At 44.2% G+C, this 20182-nt stretch carries 15 protein-coding genes; 6 read left to right on the top strand and 9 right to left on the bottom strand.

All coding sequences use genetic code 11. From position 1 onward, the window contains the following. Positions 1 to 20 precede the first annotated feature (20 nt). The 5 genes from DQQ10_RS10860 (at position 21) to DQQ10_RS10840 (ending at position 5619) form a co-directional block, all read left to right on the top strand. Complete coding sequence (locus DQQ10_RS10860) at positions 21 to 2369, top strand: transglycosylase domain-containing protein (protein ID WP_112746883.1); 2349 nt, start codon at positions 21 to 23, stop codon at positions 2367 to 2369. 148 nt (positions 2370 to 2517) lie between these two features. Further along, the gene (locus tag DQQ10_RS10855) at positions 2518 to 2991 is read left to right on the top strand and encodes a hypothetical protein (protein WP_112746882.1); all 474 of its coding nucleotides are present in this window, start codon (positions 2518 to 2520) and stop codon (positions 2989 to 2991) included. Positions 2992 to 3189: 198 nt separating this feature from the next. After that, positions 3190 to 3696: a signal peptidase II gene (gene lspA, locus DQQ10_RS10850; RefSeq protein ID WP_112746881.1), complete on the top strand. Its 507-nt coding sequence runs from the start codon at positions 3190 to 3192 to the stop codon at positions 3694 to 3696. Positions 3697 to 3895: 199 nt separating this feature from the next. Then, positions 3896 to 4984, top strand: a complete 1089-nt coding sequence (locus DQQ10_RS10845) for a BON domain-containing protein (RefSeq protein WP_112746880.1) — start codon at positions 3896 to 3898, stop codon at positions 4982 to 4984. A 53-nt stretch (positions 4985 to 5037) separates the two neighbouring features. Beyond that, positions 5038 to 5619: an HD domain-containing protein gene (locus DQQ10_RS10840; protein WP_112746879.1), complete on the top strand. Its 582-nt coding sequence runs from the start codon at positions 5038 to 5040 to the stop codon at positions 5617 to 5619. Positions 5620 to 5664: 45 nt separating this feature from the next. Here the strand turns inward: DQQ10_RS10840 and DQQ10_RS10835 are convergent, their stop codons facing one another. Beyond that, positions 5665 to 6147: a DUF6232 family protein gene (locus DQQ10_RS10835; RefSeq protein WP_133259618.1), complete on the bottom strand. Its 483-nt coding sequence runs from the start codon at positions 6145 to 6147 to the stop codon at positions 5665 to 5667. 208 nt (positions 6148 to 6355) lie between these two features. Here DQQ10_RS10835 and DQQ10_RS10830 point away from each other — a divergent pair, with 208 nt between their 5' ends. Then, positions 6356 to 7012 carry an SGNH/GDSL hydrolase family protein gene (locus tag DQQ10_RS10830; RefSeq protein ID WP_112746877.1) on the top strand — a complete coding sequence of 219 codons (657 nt, stop codon included), beginning with the start codon at positions 6356 to 6358 and terminating at the stop codon, positions 7010 to 7012. 16 nt (positions 7013 to 7028) lie between these two features. On the opposite strand, the gene DQQ10_RS10825 is transcribed toward DQQ10_RS10830, so the two are convergent. The 8 genes from DQQ10_RS10825 to DQQ10_RS10790 all read right to left on the bottom strand — a co-directional run bounded on the left by DQQ10_RS10825 (position 7029) and on the right by DQQ10_RS10790 (position 19907). Next, positions 7029 to 7304: a hypothetical protein gene (locus DQQ10_RS10825; protein WP_112746876.1), complete on the bottom strand. Its 276-nt coding sequence runs from the start codon at positions 7302 to 7304 to the stop codon at positions 7029 to 7031. A 375-nt stretch (positions 7305 to 7679) separates the two neighbouring features. Further along, the gene (locus tag DQQ10_RS10820) at positions 7680 to 9137 is read right to left on the bottom strand and encodes a right-handed parallel beta-helix repeat-containing protein (RefSeq protein WP_133259617.1); all 1458 of its coding nucleotides are present in this window, start codon (positions 9135 to 9137) and stop codon (positions 7680 to 7682) included. A 256-nt stretch (positions 9138 to 9393) separates the two neighbouring features. Further along, on the bottom strand, positions 9394 to 10821 hold the full coding sequence (locus tag DQQ10_RS10815; RefSeq protein ID WP_112746874.1) for a right-handed parallel beta-helix repeat-containing protein: 1428 nt from the start codon (positions 10819 to 10821) through the stop codon (positions 9394 to 9396). Between the two features lie 724 nt (positions 10822 to 11545). Next, on the bottom strand, positions 11546 to 12622 hold the full coding sequence (locus DQQ10_RS10810) for a variable surface lipoprotein (RefSeq protein ID WP_112746873.1): 1077 nt from the start codon (positions 12620 to 12622) through the stop codon (positions 11546 to 11548). Between the two features lie 314 nt (positions 12623 to 12936). Beyond that, a complete protein-coding gene (locus DQQ10_RS10805) occupies positions 12937 to 14259 on the bottom strand; it encodes a DUF4302 domain-containing protein (RefSeq protein WP_112746872.1) in 1323 nt (440 codons plus the stop codon). After that, entirely contained in the window at positions 14259 to 15125 is an 867-nt protein-coding gene (locus DQQ10_RS10800) for a substrate import-associated zinc metallohydrolase lipoprotein (protein WP_112746871.1), read from the bottom strand. The genes DQQ10_RS10805 and DQQ10_RS10800 overlap by 1 nt, the downstream gene beginning before the upstream one ends. 15 nt (positions 15126 to 15140) lie before the next feature. Further along, a complete protein-coding gene (locus DQQ10_RS10795; protein WP_112746870.1) occupies positions 15141 to 16589 on the bottom strand; it encodes a RagB/SusD family nutrient uptake outer membrane protein in 1449 nt (482 codons plus the stop codon). A 6-nt stretch (positions 16590 to 16595) separates the two neighbouring features. Then, a complete protein-coding gene (locus tag DQQ10_RS10790) occupies positions 16596 to 19907 on the bottom strand; it encodes a SusC/RagA family TonB-linked outer membrane protein (RefSeq protein ID WP_112746869.1) in 3312 nt (1103 codons plus the stop codon). Positions 19908 to 20182 lie beyond the last annotated feature (275 nt).

Here is a 20182-nt window from a genome sequence, read left to right as displayed (position 1 = left end):
ATAAAAACCGACTCAGTTTAATGATGAAGCGATTTTTGGAGCAGGCACGCGAATACGTTAATAAGGCTTGGCAATACTTTAAAGGACAATCCATCAGCAGGAGAATTCTGATTGGTGGATGTCTTTTTTTTGGTGTTTTATTTTTATCAACATTTCTATTTGTTGGACTCGTGTGGGTTGGGGCATTCGGCTCGTTGCCCAGTAAAGCTGAGTTACGTTTAGTAGAGAACCCACTTGCAACAGAAGTGTATAGCGCAGACAGCGTTCTTCTTGGTAAATATTTCATTCAAGAACGTTCGAATATCCGTTATGAGGATGTACCGCAGCACCTTGTGCAAGCGTTGATCGCTACGGAAGATGTACGATTCTTTCAGCATGGTGGCGTTGATACAAAAAGTCTTGCGCGGGTATTGGTTAAAAGTATATTGCTGCAACGTGAATCGTCGGGCGGCGGTAGTACGATTACGCAGCAGCTTGCGAAGAACTTATATCCTCGGCGAGATTATTGGCTGTTATCATTGCCAATCAATAAAATTCGTGAAATCATTATCGCTCGCCGGTTAGAGCGTGTTTACGATAAAGAATCCCTGCTCTCGCTTTACCTCAATACTATTCCATTTGGTGATAATACTTTTGGGATTGAAACTGCTTCTCAAAGATTCTTCAGTGTACCTACTAAGAGACTCACGTTAGATCAAGCAGCTGTATTAGTGGGCATGCTTAAGGCTACGTACACCTACAATCCTCGGTTATTTCCGGAACGATCGAAAATGCGTCGTGATGTTGTGCTTGCGCAGTTGCAGAAGTATGAGATGATCTCAGAAGGACGGCGAGATAGTCTGCAAGCATTGCCCATCAAGCTTAACTATAGACGTACAACACACCATGAGGGACTTGCGCCGTATTTCAGAGACTACATTCGTGAAGATCTGATGACGTGGTGTAAGGCTAATACAAATGCGGAGGGAAAACCTTATAACCTCTACACGGATGGGCTGAAAATATATACCACCATTGATTCGCGGTTGCAACGTTATGCCGAGGAAGCTGTACGTCAACAGATGACGGTTATCCAGAAAAGTTTTCAATCGCATTGGGGAAAGCGTGATCCGTGGCATGCGCGACATGATGTACTTGAAGATGCTATCCATCGAACCGCACGCTATCGTGATTTGAAATCTCAAGGACTTCAGGAAGCAGAAATTACTCGCCTCATGTCCAAAAAATATTTGATGTCAGTATTCACCTGGGAAGGAGAGAAGGAGATGATGATGAGTCCGATTGATTCGATCAAACACTATCTTACTTTTTTAAATGCAGGCGTGCTTGCTATCGAACCGAGTGCGGGCGAAATCAAAGCGTGGGTAGGAGGAATCAATCACAACTATTTTCAGTTCGATCACGTGAGAACTACCACGCGACGTCAAGTTGGATCTACCTTTAAACCAATTGTCTATGCTGCCGCGTTGGAACAAGGCGCTGATCCATGCGACTACATCTCCGCGGAAAAAACGGTATACACAAATGCAGAAGGCTGGACACCCACCAATACTGGAGAAGATAACTATGATCTTAAATATTCCTTAGCCGGTGGACTTGCATATTCGGTGAATACGGTATCAGTGAAAGTGCTGGAGCGTGCAGGAATTCAGAACACCGTAAACCTTGCGCATAAGATGGGCATCAGCGCGACCATGCCGACAGTTCCTTCACTCGCGCTAGGCGTAGCAGACGTTTCGATGACAGAAATTGTAACCGCTTACTCGTGCTTTGCCAACAATGGAAAAGTAATAACACCCTTCTATATCACGTCAATCAACTCGCGACATGGAGAAACGTTGGAATCATTTCAACCAGAGAAGCCAAAGCAAGCGCTATCGCCTGAAACGGCAAACCTAATGTTGCATATGATGAAGCGTGTAATCGATGAGGGTACTGGTGCGCGACTTCGATCACAATACGGTATCGAAGGTGATGTTGCGGGAAAGACAGGTACAACGCAAGACAATGCCGACGGGTGGTTCATCGCCATATTACCCAACCTAGTGGTAGGCTCGTGGGTAGGTGCCGACGATCCGCGTATTCACTTCAGATCGACAGCGTTGGGCCAAGGTGCAAACACCGCCTTGCCTATCGTAGGACGCATGTTACGCAAAGCACAGCACGACAGTCAAGGAGAATACAAGGCGCAATATTTCCCTGCACTCAATGCATCATTACGGTCGCGTCTATCTTGCGATCTGTATAAATCTGATTCTAATTTTTTTCAGCGCCTTTTCGGAAAACGTGATCGTGATGAAGAGAAGCGAAAAGCATTTGGAGAGGCTGACAAGAAAAAGAAGAAAGGCTTTCTGCGAAAGATTTTTTAAAATAATCTCCATGAAAGCGGTTTTAATTGCATCGTTGTTTGTTTGCTCAAATGTAGAATAGTTTATACATCCCTTTGCAAATGCAGCTTTCTTCGCTTGCTCGCAGGGGCATAAGAATTTTTATTATTCCCTAATAAAAAACTATGTTATGAAAGCTGTAAAGGTTATGTTTTGGTTTATGATGGCGATCATGTTGCCATTGGCAACTATTCACGCACAAGATCAGAAAGGAAAGAAGGTTACAAAGAAACTCATCTCTGATGTGGTTGGAAAATGGGAATTGAAGGAGACAGTTGATCTTCAAAAGAAAGGTGCGATAAGAAAGGATACTCTCGGATTTGATTGGATCGAGTTCTCGGAAGATGGTAAATATTCCCTCGGTAGTGCTGGACAAAATGGTACTGTTGAGGCGATCGATTCAGGATCATATCGTGTGAACGAACAAGGAGGACTGTTGTACCTCGATAGTTCAAGTGATAATGGGCAAGTATCACAAGTTCCCTCAGAGTGGACTATTGCCGTAAAGGAGGCAGAGATGAAGATATCGAGTCGTGCCAGTGTACATGGAAAGCGATTCGAATATCGTTATCACCGCGTGAAGGAGGGCTTAAATAAGAAATAGGCTTTAATCCTAACTAAAATAGACTAGGAGAGATGTCTCGCAGCACTTTCTTCCTAGTCTATTTTTTTCTTTGATCGACAAAATTGACGCTCAAAGTCAACTAAAGGTACATGTGTCGCCGCTCATAGCTGTCTAATCCCGCTCAAGGATTGATTTTTCCGGTTTGATGACTATATTGAACATCCTTAAAGGTCGATTATGTCCAAATTATCAGGTGTCATCAGAACCGTCGTTATCATTGCCATTTTGATATCAAGTATTAGTTGTGATCAAATCACGAAGTCGATCGTCCGGAGTCAAGTTTCCAGTGATGAGCAAATCTCGATGTTCAATAATAGTGTAACACTGATGAGAGTAGAAAACTCCGGGGCATTTTTGAGCCTGGGTCACGCATTGCCTTCACTGGTGAAGCAGGCGATTTTAATTTTAATACCGGTGCTCGTTTTGTTGGCTGGAATTTATTTTGTGTTCAACAGAAAGGATATTCAGAGCACAACACTGATTGGAATTTGCTTTGTGCTCGGCGGAGGCATTGGAAACATATACGATCGTATCATCTACGGATCCGTCACTGACTTTTTGCATATCAATTTTGGCCTCTTTGAAACCGGGATCTTTAATCTCGCCGACGTCTCGATCATGGTCGGCATCTTCATCGTCATCTTCGATACCTACCGCACAAAAACACTAGTAGAATCGAATTAATGCTGATGTGTTGACGTGTTAACTGCCTTCTGACTCCCGACTTCTGTCTCCTGTCTCCCGACTTCCTGCTTACTTCTTACTTCTTACTTCTTACTTCTTACTTCTTACTTCTTACTTCTCACGTCTTCCCTTCCCCAGGCATCGTTTTGTTACCGCTCTTTCATCTAGATTATATCAACTACAATTAAACGTAATCGTTATGGCAGAGAATAATAGAAACCGCGGCTGGAATCGCAGTCAGCAACAGCAATGGAATGAAGGCAAACGCTCAAACAGAGATTACAACCAAGAACGTGACTACAGTGATTATGGTAATCGCTACGGCAGTAGTTCGAGCAATGATGATAGCGAATATGGAAGTTATGGCAGCTGGTCAGACCGATATGGCAACGAGGGATATGATCGGAATAGAAATCAGCGAAGCTCCTACGGCGGAAGCTACGGAAACAGTGGCAATCGATATTGGAGTGACAATCGTGACTATGCCAACAACAGAAATCGCGAGAACGACTATGAGAACAATCAAGGTTCGTCATGGGGAAGTTCTGACAGTAGCAACTTCAGAAGTTCATATCAGAATGACTATCCCGACTATGAAGACTACTCACGCGGGAGTTATGGCAACAGCGGCGAAGGATATCGTAACTATGGTGGTACCTATGGCAATGTAAATCGTGGAGGCTTCAGTGGTAATCGTTTTGGATCCGGAGGCGATTATAATCGGGGCCGTCAGAGCAGTCGTTACGCACAACAAGATTATTGGCCATATGAATATGCGCGTCAGGACTCCAATTATGGAAATAAATATGAGTCGCAGCAAGGAGAGCGCGATTGGTGGGATAAGACAACCGACGAGGTGTCATCTTGGTTTGGGAACGAAGAGGCAGAGCGTCGTCGTGAGCAAGATCGTAGACGTGAAGGTCGACATCGCGGCAAAGGACCCAAAGGCTACCAACGTTCTGATGAACGCATAAAAGACGATATCAACGATCGCTTGAGTGACGACGCATTTGTGGATGCAAGTGATATTGACGTTACTGTTCAAAATGGTGAGGTAACGCTAACGGGCACTGTGCAAAGCCGTAGTGACAAACGTAGGGCAGAGGATGTCGCAGAAGCTGTATCTGGGGTGAAGAATGTAGAAGTCAGACTTCGCGTGCAAGAAGGAAGTTATGATTCAGGCTTCGGGCGTAGTAGTTATGTTTCAAACTCGGCCGTAACAGGTACAACTAGTGCGACTGCCGATAAAAATAAATTGAAACAATCCTCTCTGACAGAATCTAAATAATTGATTAACTTCATAGACGCTCTTAAACGGGCGTCTATTTTTTTCTTTTGTCTATGAACGATATCCTCGAGAAAGTGAAAGTGTTTGCAGATCATGCACACGGTGATCAGCGCAGGAAGTACTCGAATGAGCGCTACATTTTTCATCCCATGCGCGTGATGGAAAATTGTAGAGACTACACGGACGATGTTGCCGTCTTAGCGGCGGCGTTGTTGCACGATGTGTTGGAAGACACGACAATTACCAAGGAAGAGATGCATGTTTTTTTGCACCAGGTTATGCCGGCATCAATGGCGGATCGCACATTGGCATTGGTAGTTGAATTAACCGATGTGTACACGAAAAAGAATTATCCTGAGCTCAATAGGCGCGCCCGTAAGATGCGTGAAGCGGATCGCCTTTCAAAAATTAGCGGCGACGCCCAAACTGTGAAATATGCTGACATCATCGATAACGTCACTAATATTTTTGTTAATGATCCTGACTTTGCCGTTGTTTTTATACACGAGGGTAGATCTGCTTTAAGGAAAATGACAGCTGGTGATGAAGAGCTTTTTGATAAAGCTGTGAAGATGATTGAAGATTGTTTGGACCTGATGCATGAACACGAGCCGCTCAATAAGCTTCGGCAATAAAAAAGGCTGTCGTAAAACAGCCTTCTCAAACAATGTATCTTGAAATTATTTCGTGCTATTCAGATAGCGCGTGCCGGTAGAATTATACTGAAGGTAGTTCACAGCACGATTCAGTGCGTCGACAATCTGACTGATGTATTCACGTTTCGTACTCACGATCGCGTCTTTCTCGCCTTCGGCAGTTGCAATTCTAACCGAGTAGCGTTCACGAACAGCGATCATTGAGATTACGCCCACAAGCGTTAGTGTGACACCTGTCCAAATCGCGATGGTGTTTGCACTTACCATCGAATCACCAATGCGGACATCAGCGATCATCGACGGCGTGATGAAATTCATCAACCCTACCAATAATACAACGAGGCCGACTAATAACAAGATCAAGCCTGGTAACCTATCTGGTCTTCTGATGAGCAAACCGAATTTGGTAATCCCGCGCAATTCATATGCAGTTTGTCTAACCTGAAAGGTAGACTCGGTAACGGTTACATCGTGCCCATCCGTATACAATATTTTATCCGGTATCATACTAATGTTGGTTTTGCTTTTCACTGTCATAATGATTTAAAACTATCAACAGAATTAAAAACGCCGTGCCACCCCGAATCGAGGATTTTTAACCTCTCGACATCGCTTGCATAATCCCGTTCATCACAAAATTTGATGACTATTTCCACGATGAGATGTTCGCTTGTACGGTTATTGTTTATCTTCACCAACTTTGAATAAAACAACCATGAAGAAAATATTGTTGATTGCTTCCTTATCACTTTCTTTTATCGTTCATACCATTCAGGCACAGGATCCGAAGCGCTTCCAAGGTGAGGTGGATAAGATCATCGCGCGTGACGCGAATATTGCGCATAGTGACTTAATCGTGTTCGCGGGTAGCTCTAGCTTTAGGATGTGGAATAGTTTGCAAGAGGATTTTTCGGATCGTCATGTTGTGAATCATGGTTTCGGTGGATCTGAGACCTCTGATCTTATCTTTTACGTCGACGAACTCATCACACGATATAATCCAAAGCAAATTTTTATTTATGAAGGTGATAACGATTTGAACGCTGGTAAAGATGTGAAGCGTGTGCTGGCTGATGCTGATAAATTGGTTGATGCGATTCGTGCAAAAGTACCTGCTACCGTTGAGATTGTGTATGTAACACCGAAGCCGAGCCCAAGCCGTTGGGCGTTGAAAAAAAAGTATCAACAATTTAATCGTAAGCTTAAGAAATGGGCAAAGCGTGAGGAGAACGTAAAAGTGTTGGATGTTTGGCCGGCTATGTTAGGGGAAAATGGAGAACCGAAGCCGGAACTCTTTATCGAAGATAAACTTCATATGAATAAAGATGGCTATGCGATTTGGACGAAGATTTTTCGCTCCTATTTCAAGTAACGTTCGAATACTCGGGCTAAGCTTTTTTTAACCTGATGCGTTGTTCTACGCGGCCACTCTTCATGTCTGTGACGCGATTGACTTGCGTGATGACGCCTTCTACACCAATACTCTTTGCTTCTTGATCGGCAGGAACGGTTACAAGTAGATCTGTAGCGGGCGAATTCTGAAAAACCATGACGTGTTGTCCTGGCTCCACTTTCTCGTTGAGCGAGACAAATGCGCTTTCAATTTCAGCGCCTGCTAGGTAAGCCTTGTACGTGTCGGTAAGATAAATTGACTTTAGATTCATAATCGTTGCAGCTAAATAATCGGACCTGCGAAGCTACTTCGGGGACAGGCACGCGAGTGGTTTATCCTCAAAGTAGCGTTCCAGGATTTCTACTCACCGGAATAGTCTTTTTGGGTAAACCATTTCGGTTCGTATTCTGCGCTTGGGCATGGCGTTGCTTTCAAGCGTGATATTGTTAGTGTTAATTTTGCTGATCATTAATCGTTGATCCATACGTTCCCAGAGTTGGATTCTGGGTTGACGAATCCTTCTCTTAAAAACTAATTCCAGCGGTCTGCAATTCAAAAATTGAATCGACTAGGGGACAATTATCTACAAAAGAAAAAAACGCTATCGTCGTTTTGTGCAATAGCGTTTTAAGTTTGGAAGCGCGGTCTAATACTCACATGCGCCAACGTCGTATACGTTGCCTTTCAATCGCGCACCTTGATAAAAATCTTTGGTGATATTATAAGCCTTAATGTTTTTTCCTTGATCAATTGCAGGTGATCCTGCGAGGAGTCTATAATTGTTTTTTGAAGGACTCACAAACTTCATGTGTGCAATATTTCGTGTAAACCGGTTGTTGGACATCTGCAGCTTTACATTTTTGCTGAGCTTATAAACGTATGAGTCTTGTCCCGTTCTTGGATATGGATACGTTCCGTAACTACCTGGGTTCACAATGATATTGTTGTAGATGCTATTCAATGGAACCAAGTCTGCATAAATTCTGATCCCATCAATTTTTGGATTGATGATCGTGTTGTTCAAAAATTTGAACCCAGGGCCTGGCGTATAACGCTCATCGCAGAATATTCCGCTGAAGCCTGCGTTCACAATGATGTTATCATGAATAACATTATCGCCGAGTCCGAGAACAACAATGCCATGGCCAACGCCAGTATGGATGAGGTTATTAAAACATTGCCCACCCGTACCTTCTCCGATTTGAATACCATTGCGTTGATTTGCGATATTCTTCCAGCCATAGTTTTCAACAGTATTGTCGTGGACGGATGCACCCACCGTGGCCGATCCAAGTTGTATACCTTCCCATCCTGAGTTTTTTACCTTGTTGTTGTAAATCTCAACACGATGGATTTCATGTGGCAGCCGAAGACCACAGGGTGTGATGACGCCATTCAGGAAGAAAGAGTTACCAATATAAAATGCTTCTCCGCCGGTGTCGTGCACATAGTTGTCGTGAATCTTGATGTCTTTCATGGTGAACTTACCGCGAGATGTGAGAATGTCGCAGGAGGGATCTGTCTTCGCCATGATACCCGCGAAATTTACATTGTATACTTCGATATGATCTACTTCGAAGTTTGTGCTCAGGTAGTCGAGCGTAACACCTAAACTTGTTCCTGTTATTCGGATGCCATAAGTGGCGCTGGATCCCGTGCCTGTAATTCGAAAATGTTTACTGTTTTGTGTTTTGAGTGCGAAGGTTCTTCCGAAGGGTTTCAAGTTTACAGTACCGCCACAATTCTTGATTATGATTGGCTTTGATGGTGTTCCCGTAAGGTTCACAAAAAGTAAATTCAAGTAATTGATCGATGAACTCAAACATATTACATCACCAGGTTTGATGCCTAATACATTCCCGTCAATGCGATGTATGTTGGCCGGGACGACGTAGGTGCATCCGCAGGCGGCATTGATTTTAGCATTTTCAGTTGAGTTTTCTTCGTCAACGATTGTCGTCGGTGATACGTTTAGTTCGGGCTCAGTGCAAGAGAAGGAAAATGCAATCAGGAGGCAGAGCAATTTTCCAACAACGAATGCGTAACGCAGTGAGAATAGGTCATATCGTGACCTTCTCCCACCAGGGGAAAGTAGAGGGTGCATAGCAGAGAGGGTATTAAGGTTACGGCCGCTAGTTACTTCTTCTTTCTTAATTATCACTGACGCACGCTACGCAAACGATGTTAATGTTCGTTAAAACGAATCATCGTTCGATTGGCTGTGACAGCATACGGCCAGGCAAAAGTAAAAAACCTCTATGCTTTTGAATCACACCAACTGATTTCTTGCAATATTTTTAATAAAAAAAGCTGCACGATCTCCGTGCAGCTCAAGTGATACTTTAGGTCTATCCGTAATATTAATATTCAGCAGCGCCAATGTCGTATGCTGCACCCTTCAGGCGAGTCTGCAGATAAAAATCTGTCGACACATTGTACGCTGAAATGCTCGCACCCGTATTGATTGCCGGCGATCCCGCGCTCAAGCGATAGTTGTTAGTCGAAGGACTTACAAATTTTACCGCAGCAATATCACGTGTGAAGTAATTGTTGCTTAGTGTCACTTTCACCGTGTTGCTCAATTTATACAGGTAAGCATCTTCGCCGGTGCGTGGCGATTTGTAGGTTGTATAGCTCCCCGGGTTAACGATGATGTTATTCATCACAACGTTCATGGCAACAAGGTCCGCATACAAACGAATGCCATCTTGTTTCGGGTTTACAATGGTGTTGTTGATGAATTTGAATCCACCGCCTGGAGTGTAACGCTCGTCACAGAAAATGCCGTGACTACCCGCATCAACAATAACGTTGTCATGAATGACGTTGTCTCCAAGGCCGAGCACGACCATCCCATTACCAGGACCATTTTTGATAAAGTTGTTATAGCAAACACCGCCAGTACCCTCGCCAATCTGCATACCGTTGCGTTGGTTTGTAACATTTTTAGTGCCGTAGTTTTCGATGGTGTTGTTGTAGATCGCAGCACCAACAGTAGCAGACCCAACTTGAATTGCTTCCCATCCTGAATTTTTCACAAGGTTGTTAAACACTTTTACATTTTCGATCGCGTGCGGAAGTTTAACGCCACAAGACGTTGATACGCCATTCATGTAGAATGAATTTCCGACATAAAAACCTTCTCCACCCGTGTCATGGATATAATTATGGTGTAATGAAATGTCACGCATGGTGAAAGCACCGCGCCATGTAGCCGCGTCGCATGAAGGATCTGTCTTTGCCATAATGCCAGCGAAGCCGATGTTGTATGCTTCGATATGATCGACCTCGAAATTTGAACTCAAATAGTCGAGTGTAATGCCAAGGTTAGCGCCGTATATTTTTATCCCATAGGTAGCGGCAGAAGATCCGGTAATGCGGAAGTACTTGCTCTTTTCTGTTTTGATACCGAATGATTTGCCAGTGCCGTTGATGTTAACCGTTCCACCACAATTCGTAATTGTAATGGGTTGTGTCGCGGTGCCATTAATGTTGACAAAGTACAAGCTTTTATATTGATTGATAGAACTAAGACAGATTACGTCACCAGGTTTGAAGCCGAGTGCAGCACCGTCAATTTTATAGGCGTTGGAAGGCACAACATACGTGCATGTAGCGCATGCTGTAGTCGTTGCGAGTTGAGAAATTTGCTGTGTGTCCGTAGTGTTAATGCTTTTATCAGCACCTGTCATTTGAAGTTCATCTTCGGTACATTGCGAGAATGCGCCGAGAAGTGTTACGAAACAAAATACCTTCCACAGGTTGTTGATCTTCAATGTTGATTTCATGTAGGCAATAGTGTTTAGGCCCAATGACGATAGTCATCGCGCACGATTAAAAAATAATTTTTCTGGATCCTACAGCAGAGTGTTGCTGTGATTGATCACGAAGATTAAGTCAAAAAAAGAATCCGGTTCGTTGTCGACAGTGCAAAATTACAATGAGCAGGAGCGATTGATACCGGTGTGTAATGAAATAGGCTTTTTAGATTTTCAATGACTGAAAAAATTATATCACCTCGTGTGCGCATCACGCTTGATACTATACGAGAATATACTGATGCGTGAAGTGGAAAATGGAGCATCATCATGACGTCGACATGTACTTCATATAGAATATCGTGACAATCGTTTTCTTATAGTTAAATCCGAATTGGCGGAGTGTAAATTCATGCTTGGACAATTTTAACGATGAGCGTATGTGACTAGCGATGAGTCGCAGGGGAGCAGCTTTACACGCAAGCAAAGCCGATCGGTATTGGCAAGTTTGATTCGCGGCAGTTGCAGCTAAGGAATCCGTTCGTCTTGTGAATAATACTGCGTATTGACACGCAGATGGCGGATGGACAGGCGAGAATGACGCGAGGGGCAATTTTGTGATGATGGAATTTTCTTACAGAACAAATGGTGTGTACTAAAATGGCGTTTTGGAAAAGAAACGTGTTCTATAGAAAGAACGCGGATGTTTTGAAGTAAAAAAGGAGATCTTTTATTGATCTCCTTTTATGAATGGTTACTGCAATTTGAGTTTTGATCGGAATTTAGCCCTTGCCGCGTCGGATATTTTTTGACGCTCCTTTGGCAGGTTCTGCATCAGCGTGGCAGGAAACTTCAATGTTGTTTCTTTGCTGAACGACTTCGCGCGTACGCGGCTACTTTCAGCTGCAGCGATGATCGTGTCTTCAGGCGTAAAGTTTGTAAAAATGTTTGATTCAATCTCAAAGTTTTGTGCGATCACAAAAGTTGGTTCTTCACTGTCTGCCCACGGATTTTTATTTACCGTCTCATAGATGCCTGAAGCTTCCATGAGGTTATTCGATTCATTGTAGTCGCCGTTTTCAAAGCGCACAGAATAAACGCCGAATAATAACGAGTCAACTTCACCCTTATAATACGTGTAGCTAAAGGCGTAGTCATTGTCTTCAAATTCAAGAATGTCTGGATAGAAAACGTACTCAAACGCATTGTCTTTGTAAGGGGCGCTAAAAGGAGGAGCGTCGATAGGTGTGAGTTCGCTCTCATCATTTTTTGCCCAGAAAATCAAGTCCATATCAACGGGCTCATTTTTTCCATCGTCGTCAACGTCCACCCACTCAAGGCCAACCAATGTGCCGTCTTCATTTACAAGGTTGATGGTAAGCTCATCGTCGCCCGAAATCGTGATGAGGTTATTTTCGCTGTTAACATCGTCGAGCTTGATCACAATCGTTTCTGCGTCTTCCTCAAGGATCCAGTCAGACCAAAACTTTATGGAAATCTTTGCCTCTGTTTCGCCTTCTGCGATTTCGATTTCACTTTCATCGCCAACCACTTCGAAATCGTATGGCTCCTGTTCTGGATTAACGTCTGTTAAATTTGTCGCGGTTCCTGTGATGTCAAACTCGAGTACGAAATCTTCCGGTGCAGGCTTATCCAAGACAATGGTGTATTCAATAGTACCTTCATCTTCATACACTGTTGTTTCCGACATCTCAAATGAGATTGCTGCTTTTGATGGCGGATCATCGTCGTCTTTCCCGCAAGACGCCATAACAAGGGGCATCGCTGCTAAAATCGCTGCGGAACCCATCACGAGTAGATTCTTTTTCATGACTTTTAATTTAATGTTGAATCAGCACCAACCCATAACGCGCACTTTCGGCAAAGATTAGGATTCGCAGATTTTACTTTAACTTATCAATTTGCCGCACCAAAAGCAATTCGCACGCTTGAATTTTTGTATTTGGTTATCGGTTATCTGTTATCCGTGAACTGTCATCCGTGAACTGTCATCCGTGAACTGTCATCCGTGAACCGTCATCGGTGAACTGTCATCCGTGAACCGTCATCGGTGAACTGTCATCCGTGAACTGTTATCCGTTAACCGTGAACTGTTATCGGTTATCCGTGAACCGACATCCGTTATCACTGCACAATTTCAAAGTAGAACCGCCACCCACTGCATGGGTTGTAGAGCTCGTAGAACGTATCGTTGTACGGATAAATATAGGTTTGGCCTCCCTGAGTTAAGCGGTCTATATAGGGCTGTATGTTATCAAGGTTCGCGTCTGGGTTCGTATTGCGAAACACGGTAAGTTCCGATGCAAAATCGTATGAAAGAATGTTGCCTGTGAATGTAGGCGTTCCCTCGAGCACAGCAATTGTATTTGATCCATCTGCGTTCTCTAAAAAGAAACCTACCGCGGTTAAATCATTGGTGTTGTAAATCAGCATTGCAATGGCGCCTTGAAGGTCAGCAGCAATGGTAGCATCAACGGCATCACCATTCTCGTCGAATATGTTTCGGATGTCGCCAAAGAAGATTTCTCCGTTTGTTTGAAACGATGCGCCTGCACCATTAAATAATGTACGCTCTAACGTTACGGCTTGATTAGCATTTGTTGCACCGCTGTAAATCGGTGAAGGTTCCGGTGTACCACATCGCTCGAGTGTTGATTCTTCGAAATCCTCCATTAATATACTCTTGAGTTTAATCGTGTTCGTTTTGAATGAAGTCTCCAGTGGTTTGTCGAATACAATAGAATCGCCACGCAAAATATATCCAGTCGTAAGGTCGAGTACTTTACCTTGAGACAGTGTAGTCTTCGCGGAAATGTAGTTGAAGTGTGCGGTTCTTCTAAATGTGTCGAACGAGAGATATACCGCTAAGTCTTTGTCTTCATAGACCAGACGTGACGCGGTGCTAAATTCATTTAAGTTCTCCCATAGCGCTGGACCAAGTAAATCTTCGGCATTGGCGGTAGCTTCTTCAAAGAAAAGAACCGTTGGGTTTGCACGATCTGACTTACTGCGAAATGCCAATGCATCGCTTGATGTTTCCCCCTGATAAATAAATTCGAACTCAGCACCGAACGAAGCACCGTTTTGCTCGAACAAGAAACTGAAGAAGGAGTAACTCTCAAATATCAATTCAAGGCCAAGTGCGTTGTCGATTCGATACGTGATGGTTTGATCATGAAATTTTCCTTCGCGATAGCCTACATCGGTTTTAATATTCACCGTATTGTCATCGTTGAATTTCAGCAGCACATGAAATGACCCCGATGCATTTTCAGGACGATACTTTAAGACCCAACCATTATCTGGAGCCGTAAGCTTTGACTTAAGTCCAGATATCGCTTCCGCCACACGTTCATCGGCGCTTTTGTCGAATTTGTTGATGTCGTCATCCTGACAAGAGGTGATGACAAGAAGCAGGGCAAGGCAGAGATAGAATAGTTTTTTCATTAGTTCAACTTGTCTTGAATGATTTCACGAACCTCTAATAATTTTACGCCGGTGTGCTGCTCGTAGTGTCTGAGTATAGAACTGTATTTTGTTTTGATCAAAGCACGACCTGCGTTACGCTCTAAACACTCAGCGTCACCGTTGCAAACTTCTAAGTCGAGATAGTTTTCATCAAAGTTTGGATCAAACAAGATGAAGGCCGCAGTTTCAGCAAAATCTTCATTGAACGAAGTAGTAGCATACGGTGATACAAAACCGCGTTTGAGCGCATCTTCGTTGCTCAATGTATACCATGATCCTGGGGAGGTGTAACCCCTCGGAGATATCTGCTCAAAACTGGCCGGTAAATCAAAAGTCTGATGCACGATGTGTGCAAACTCGTGATAAATGGTGTTGAGTTGAAGAAATACCCAATCTGGATTTTCTTCGTCAATTTCGTTTACTTGTGTAATGGTGATTCGGGCGCCAGCATCGGCGGTTCCCAACGTAATGGTCCCGTCGGTGTTAAATATCGGCGAGCCGATAAACACAACTTCTTTGGGGACGTAACGCTTGAAAAACGCTTCACCATTGTCGACGGCGAGAAAGGGCTGTATCCAATATTCATCAAGAAAATTCAACATCGGAATAACCAGATCACGGTCTGTAGGCACTACGCGCTTGTCTCCCTCTACATATCGATCTACGTACTTGTATCGGATAGCGACATTGTAGGGAGCAAGGAAATTCTCGCGAATGTAAATGTCGAGTGGATCGTTAGACAGCGGCACAGTTTTTACCGGTGCATCGAGTTTGTCTTCAGCGCAACCAACGGCCAATGCAATCAATGTGATGGCCAAGACGTATGTATATAATTTCTTGTTCATGGTGGTGGCTGGTTATTATCGTGGGTTCGGTTCAAGGCCGCCGATGTCGATGGCCGACTGTGGGATTTGTAATACTTTCCTATCATCGTCGCTGTCCAGTACAATCAGATCAAACTCTTGCGTGATGTGCTGTACAGGTATTTCGAATCGCTTGATGTCAAACCATCGAAGGCCCTCGTGTATAAACTCTTTGCGACGTTCATCAAGAATAAATTGAAATACAGCGAGCTGCGTATTTGTTGTGCCGTAAAATTCACGAAGCCGTTGTTGCGTGATTGGGCTACCGCCAGGGTAACGTTTGTTGGCGAGCGTTTGCAAATCGGTGATGGCATTAGCAACCCGGTTGTCGCGCACATATGCCTCCGCGCGATTAAGTAATACTTCTTCTCCTCTGAACACAGGATCGATGGTGTAGTTCAACCCAACATCTGACGTAAGACTAGAACGTTCAAAAAGGAAATCATATTTTCCAAAACCTAGGTTATCGGTGCCGCGCACAAAGATCGGATATCGGTCGCTGAAGCGTAAGTCAATCGGTAGCCATGAAGGCTTAGAGAAGATCTCTTGCGCCAATGCAGGGCTTGGCCAATAGCCCACACTGATATGAGCATTCGTGATGTTTCGAATCACTAACAAATTGCTAGCATCAGCCGTCGAGGTGAAGCTGCGGAGAAAATCTTGTGGCTCGATATATTCCTCTAAAAGCGTTTGCAAATCTTTGACATACGTACTTGGATCGTCGCCTAACATCTCGCTGCTATATTTGATACAGTTCGCCATATCGCCTTTAAACAGGTAGAATCGAGAAGCAAATGCGAGGGCAGATGTTTTTGTGAAATGATATTTGCCCGAGTTTGCCAAAAACGACTCATCCACCAATTCCAATCCATCCAATAGATCGCGTTCTACTTTTTCATAGACTTCTTCAACGGAATTACGCTCGTACTTCTTGATGAATTCCGTTTCGGGTTCTTCCACGTAAGGCACGCCGTCGCGACGTTTTGCATTGTCTTCATTGTAGTGTTCTGCGAAAATGTTGACCAGCATAAAATGGCCATAAGCACGGGCAAGTAGTGCTTCACCTTTCACCGCTCTTTTTAAGTCTTCATCACCCGCAAGACCGTCAATAATGGCGAGCACTTCGTTTGCATGTGCAATGGCTTCATAGGTAGCACTCCAGAAAAACGCTGGCGTGTCTTGATTTACACTCGTAACGTCTTCCCAAGCATAGAGCTGCTCGTGTTCAGGAAGGCGTGTGGTGCCTGCCGTGAAAGTGACATTGTCACCCATCCACTCAGTGAAATTATAACTTGCCGCACTGTATGCGTTTGTCAACAACTGCGCACACTTCTCTGGTGTATCCAGTGCAACGCGATTGTCGGGCGTCTCATCCAGAAACTGGTTACAGCTGTTTAAGAGGAGAAGGACAATGACGGGAATAGAAAATCGAATTGTTTTTTTCATATACCCTCAGAAGTTTAATGTGATAGACGTCGTGAAAAGCTTTGGCTGCGGTAAAGCAACGCCTCCTGCAGAGAAGAACTCCGGATCTTGTCCGTTGAGTTTTTTGTCTGAATAGAGCAGCAGCAAATTCTGCCCTTCAAAGGATATCGATGCATTGTTCGCGCCGATTCTACGGGCCAGCTGTCCTGGTAACGTGTAGCTTAATCGCACTGACTTCAAGCGTGCATAGGTTCCGTCAGCAACACGTGCAGTACTTTTGTTATAAAGGTCGTAGGCACTTTGATAATCGGAGGTTTCTTTTTCCAGGATTTCCTGATCGAGTATGACCGGGATATCTGTTACCTGCTCGTCTCCAGACGTTACCCAACGGTTGACGAAACTTCTGGACAGTGAGCTGAAGTCGGTATACCGGGGGCTAAATGCATCGTCAAGCCGGATCTTGTAATCGAACTTGTACGAGATAAAAATATTTAAAGCAAAATTTTTATACGTGAAGATGTTCGTGAAACCACCTGCGCCGCGCGGTTCTGCTGAGCCTTCATATTTCAGAACGTCTCTTATGTTTTCACGGTCTTGAAGACTATAGTTGTAAACAACTTCACCGTTGCCATCGTAGAATGCTGGAATACCGCGCGTATCCAATCCAGCGAAGCGCGTGGAGAACAAGCCGCGGCGTGGCCCACCGATCACGGCAGCACCACCTTGTACAATCGCATCGCCCAAACGTGGATTAAATTCCAAACGGGTTATTTCGTCGCGTGTATAACCAATGTTGAAGCTGGTAGTCCATGAGAAATCACGACTGCGCAACGCTAATGCATTGATGGCAAATTCGAAACCTCGTGCGGTCATGTCGGCATAGTTTCCATTCTTAAATTCGGCACCACCCACACCGCTGGTCTGAAATAAGCCGATAAGGTCATAACAATTACGATGATAGAAGTCGATCGTTCCCGTTACGTTATTGTTGAAGATACCATAATCGAAACCAACGTTAACTTCTTTAAGTTTTTCCCAAGTGAGGTCATCATTTTTGAGGTCCTGAATGTATAGGTAAGTTTCTACATCCGTTGGACGCAATGTCACGCGAGAACGAATATTCAACAATGCGCTCGTATTCGGACCGAGGTTTGCGGATAGGCCATACGTTGCACGGATTTTCAAAAAATCAACCCACTTTGGTTTGAAAAAATCTTCTTGATCAATATTCCATGCACCACTCACGTTCCAAGTCGGCAGGTAACGTGCTTGAATACTTTCACCGAGACGATTAGATCCATCGTATCGTGCCGTTGCGTTAAAGATGTATTTCTCTTTATAAGCGTACGCACCCGTAACATACAAGCCAGCAAACCTTTCTTTATCCTTACCAAGTGCATACGGGCTGATGCCTTGCCGCGCGAGGAATTCAATCATCGAAGGATCTGTTTGCACGACACCACCATTTTCATATACGACACCGATGCCATCCGCACGACGTGATGTGCGGTTGGTGTATTTGATCTCTTGCCCGGCCATCACGTTTACGCTGTGCACCGTGTTGAATACTTTATCCCAGTTGATGCTGTTGCGAATATAGAAGTATGTAAGCTCGTCTTCGTTGATGTTGTTGAAACCGCCGACAGGAAGAACGACCTTGGGCTGTGACGATGGGTCATCTGGATCGCTGTAAAGTAAATTATTCGCCGCTTTAATGAATTGTGTGCTATCGGCACGGTATGCTTCTGCTTGATTTGATTTTTCGTGAATGACGTGCTCGCGCTTCGTCGTTGCATATCGTCCTTGAATGGTGCTGCGAAAAACAATGTTTGGTTTTATTTCATAATTAAAATCTGCCTGCGTCGAAATATCGCTTACGTTGATGTTGATATAGTTCAGCGACAACTCGTCGAGAATGTTAAACGCTGCGAAATTGCGTCGGAAGTATTCCAACTCACCGTTGTCATCGTACGGACGAATGGAACGACTCGTATTGAGTGCGTAGCTCAGCGGGTTAATGTCGAAGTCGCGTTTAAATCGTCCTGTGATCGGATCGAAGTCGCGGTTCTGAGTGCCCGGTACTTTTTGATCGCGATAGTTTGCGTTCAACTTGAGGTCAAGGTGAAATTTGTCAGTGAATTGAAAAGAATTTTTTGCCGTCACCACATAACGCTTTACATTGTCTGCGATGGTTTGACCAGCATCGTCCATGAAGCTGAGTGAATAATAATTGCTCTGTTTTTCAGAACCGGAGGTGAAGCTCAGGGAATGTTGCTGTTGTACAGAGAAGTTTCGGAACAGGACGTCAAACCAATCTGTGTTGGCATTCTCATATTTGTTGAGAAACTCTTCGTTCAAGGTTCCGTCGCCATCCCAACGAAGTTGATTTCTATTCACCAGCACGAACATCTTTCCTATCGAACCATAGTTTTTTGCTTTCACGGCCGTGGTAACGTCAATCAACCCTTTATCGTACATCTCACGATAAACAGACATTTCATCATTGGAATTAAGGATATCAAACTGACTGTAGCTAGGACGGATGTGAAAGGAGAAATTGCCTGTGTACGACACTTTTGTTTGGCCACTCTTACCTTTTTTCGTGGTGATGACGATTACACCATTCTTCGCGCGAGTTCCATACTGTGCCGTAGCGGAGGCATCTTTCAAAATTTGCATCGACTCAATGTCGTCTGGGTTGATGCCGGCAATAGAAGAGGTCGTCAATGTATTTGCATTTCCAGTCATGATGTCGTCGGCCGTCGCGGCATTGAGGTCTTCTAGGATTACACCGTCAACCACCATCAAGGGCTGTGTGTCTCCATTGATAGACGTATTTCCGCGAATCCTGATCTTTGGACTCGCACCGAACGTGCCTGAGATGTTATCAACTGTAACCCCAGCGACGCGACCTTCAAGCATCTGACTTGCGTCTGTCATACCGGGAATTTTTGCTTCACTCATTTTGATATTGGCCGTTGACCCCGTGAACAACTTGCGTTCAACTTCTTGAAAACCTGTCACAACAACTTCGTCAAGCTCAGTCGTTTCTGTGTCCATCGGTACATTGATTACCGTGCGGTTTCCGACGATTTCATCGCGTGTAATAAATCCTACGAACGTGAATTGAAGTGTATCTGTAGGGGAGGCGTTGATGTCATAAATGCCATCAGTACTGGTCACGGTGCCTTGGTTAGTGCCTTTGATGCGAACGCTTACGCCAGGTAACTCACCGCCATCTTTAGCGGAATTCACTTTACCCGATACTTTTCGCTCTTGCGCTTGGGCACACACAAAAGCGATACAAAAGAGAGGCAAGGCAAGTAAAAATTTCTTCATGCTAGCGTTGTGATGAACAGGTTTTAGGAATAGATATTGAAATGTAGCCGAGATAGCTCAGTCTTGTTCGGTTCCGGTAGAGTCAGAGGCTCTTTTTCCTCAGACAATCGAAGGATGAGACCAATGTCGACGCCGACGCTTAAAAAATGAAAGATCGATAAAGCGGTTTTAGGTAGAACTCTTCCCATAGGCACATTCCAATGTTGTTAAAGTTAAAGATTTCAAGGAAAAAACATCTACCTGGATCGTATTTTAGGATCATATTTTTCAGCAAA

The organism is Pseudochryseolinea flava (assembly GCF_003286915.1).
In the GTDB taxonomy this organism is placed as follows: domain Bacteria; phylum Bacteroidota; class Bacteroidia; order Cytophagales; family Cyclobacteriaceae; genus Ohtaekwangia; species Ohtaekwangia flava.
Note: the sequence above shows the minus strand (reverse complement) of the source record. Positions and strands in the feature narration are given on the sequence as shown.

Excerpts from the sequence above, each read along its gene's own strand:
- DQQ10_RS10860 (WP_112746883.1), top strand. The coding sequence starts at position 21 with ATGATGAAGCGATTTTTGGAGCAGGCACGCGAATACGTTAATAAGGCT.
- DQQ10_RS10855 (WP_112746882.1), top strand. The coding sequence starts at position 2,518 with ATGAAAGCTGTAAAGGTTATGTTTTGGTTTATGATGGCGATCATGTTG.
- lspA (WP_112746881.1), top strand. The coding sequence starts at position 3,190 with ATGTCCAAATTATCAGGTGTCATCAGAACCGTCGTTATCATTGCCATT.
- DQQ10_RS10845 (WP_112746880.1), top strand. The coding sequence starts at position 3,896 with ATGGCAGAGAATAATAGAAACCGCGGCTGGAATCGCAGTCAGCAACAG.
- DQQ10_RS10840 (WP_112746879.1), top strand. The coding sequence starts at position 5,038 with ATGAACGATATCCTCGAGAAAGTGAAAGTGTTTGCAGATCATGCACAC.
- DQQ10_RS10835 (WP_133259618.1), bottom strand. The coding sequence starts at position 6,147 with ATGATACCGGATAAAATATTGTATACGGATGGGCACGATGTAACCGTT.
- DQQ10_RS10830 (WP_112746877.1), top strand. The coding sequence starts at position 6,356 with ATGAAGAAAATATTGTTGATTGCTTCCTTATCACTTTCTTTTATCGTT.
- DQQ10_RS10825 (WP_112746876.1), bottom strand. The coding sequence starts at position 7,304 with ATGAATCTAAAGTCAATTTATCTTACCGACACGTACAAGGCTTACCTA.
- DQQ10_RS10820 (WP_133259617.1), bottom strand. The coding sequence starts at position 9,137 with ATGCACCCTCTACTTTCCCCTGGTGGGAGAAGGTCACGATATGACCTA.
- DQQ10_RS10815 (WP_112746874.1), bottom strand. The coding sequence starts at position 10,821 with ATGAAATCAACATTGAAGATCAACAACCTGTGGAAGGTATTTTGTTTC.
- DQQ10_RS10810 (WP_112746873.1), bottom strand. The coding sequence starts at position 12,622 with ATGAAAAAGAATCTACTCGTGATGGGTTCCGCAGCGATTTTAGCAGCG.
- DQQ10_RS10805 (WP_112746872.1), bottom strand. The coding sequence starts at position 14,259 with ATGAAAAAACTATTCTATCTCTGCCTTGCCCTGCTTCTTGTCATCACC.
- DQQ10_RS10800 (WP_112746871.1), bottom strand. The coding sequence starts at position 15,125 with ATGAACAAGAAATTATATACATACGTCTTGGCCATCACATTGATTGCA.
- DQQ10_RS10795 (WP_112746870.1), bottom strand. The coding sequence starts at position 16,589 with ATGAAAAAAACAATTCGATTTTCTATTCCCGTCATTGTCCTTCTCCTC.
- DQQ10_RS10790 (WP_112746869.1), bottom strand. The coding sequence starts at position 19,907 with ATGAAGAAATTTTTACTTGCCTTGCCTCTCTTTTGTATCGCTTTTGTG.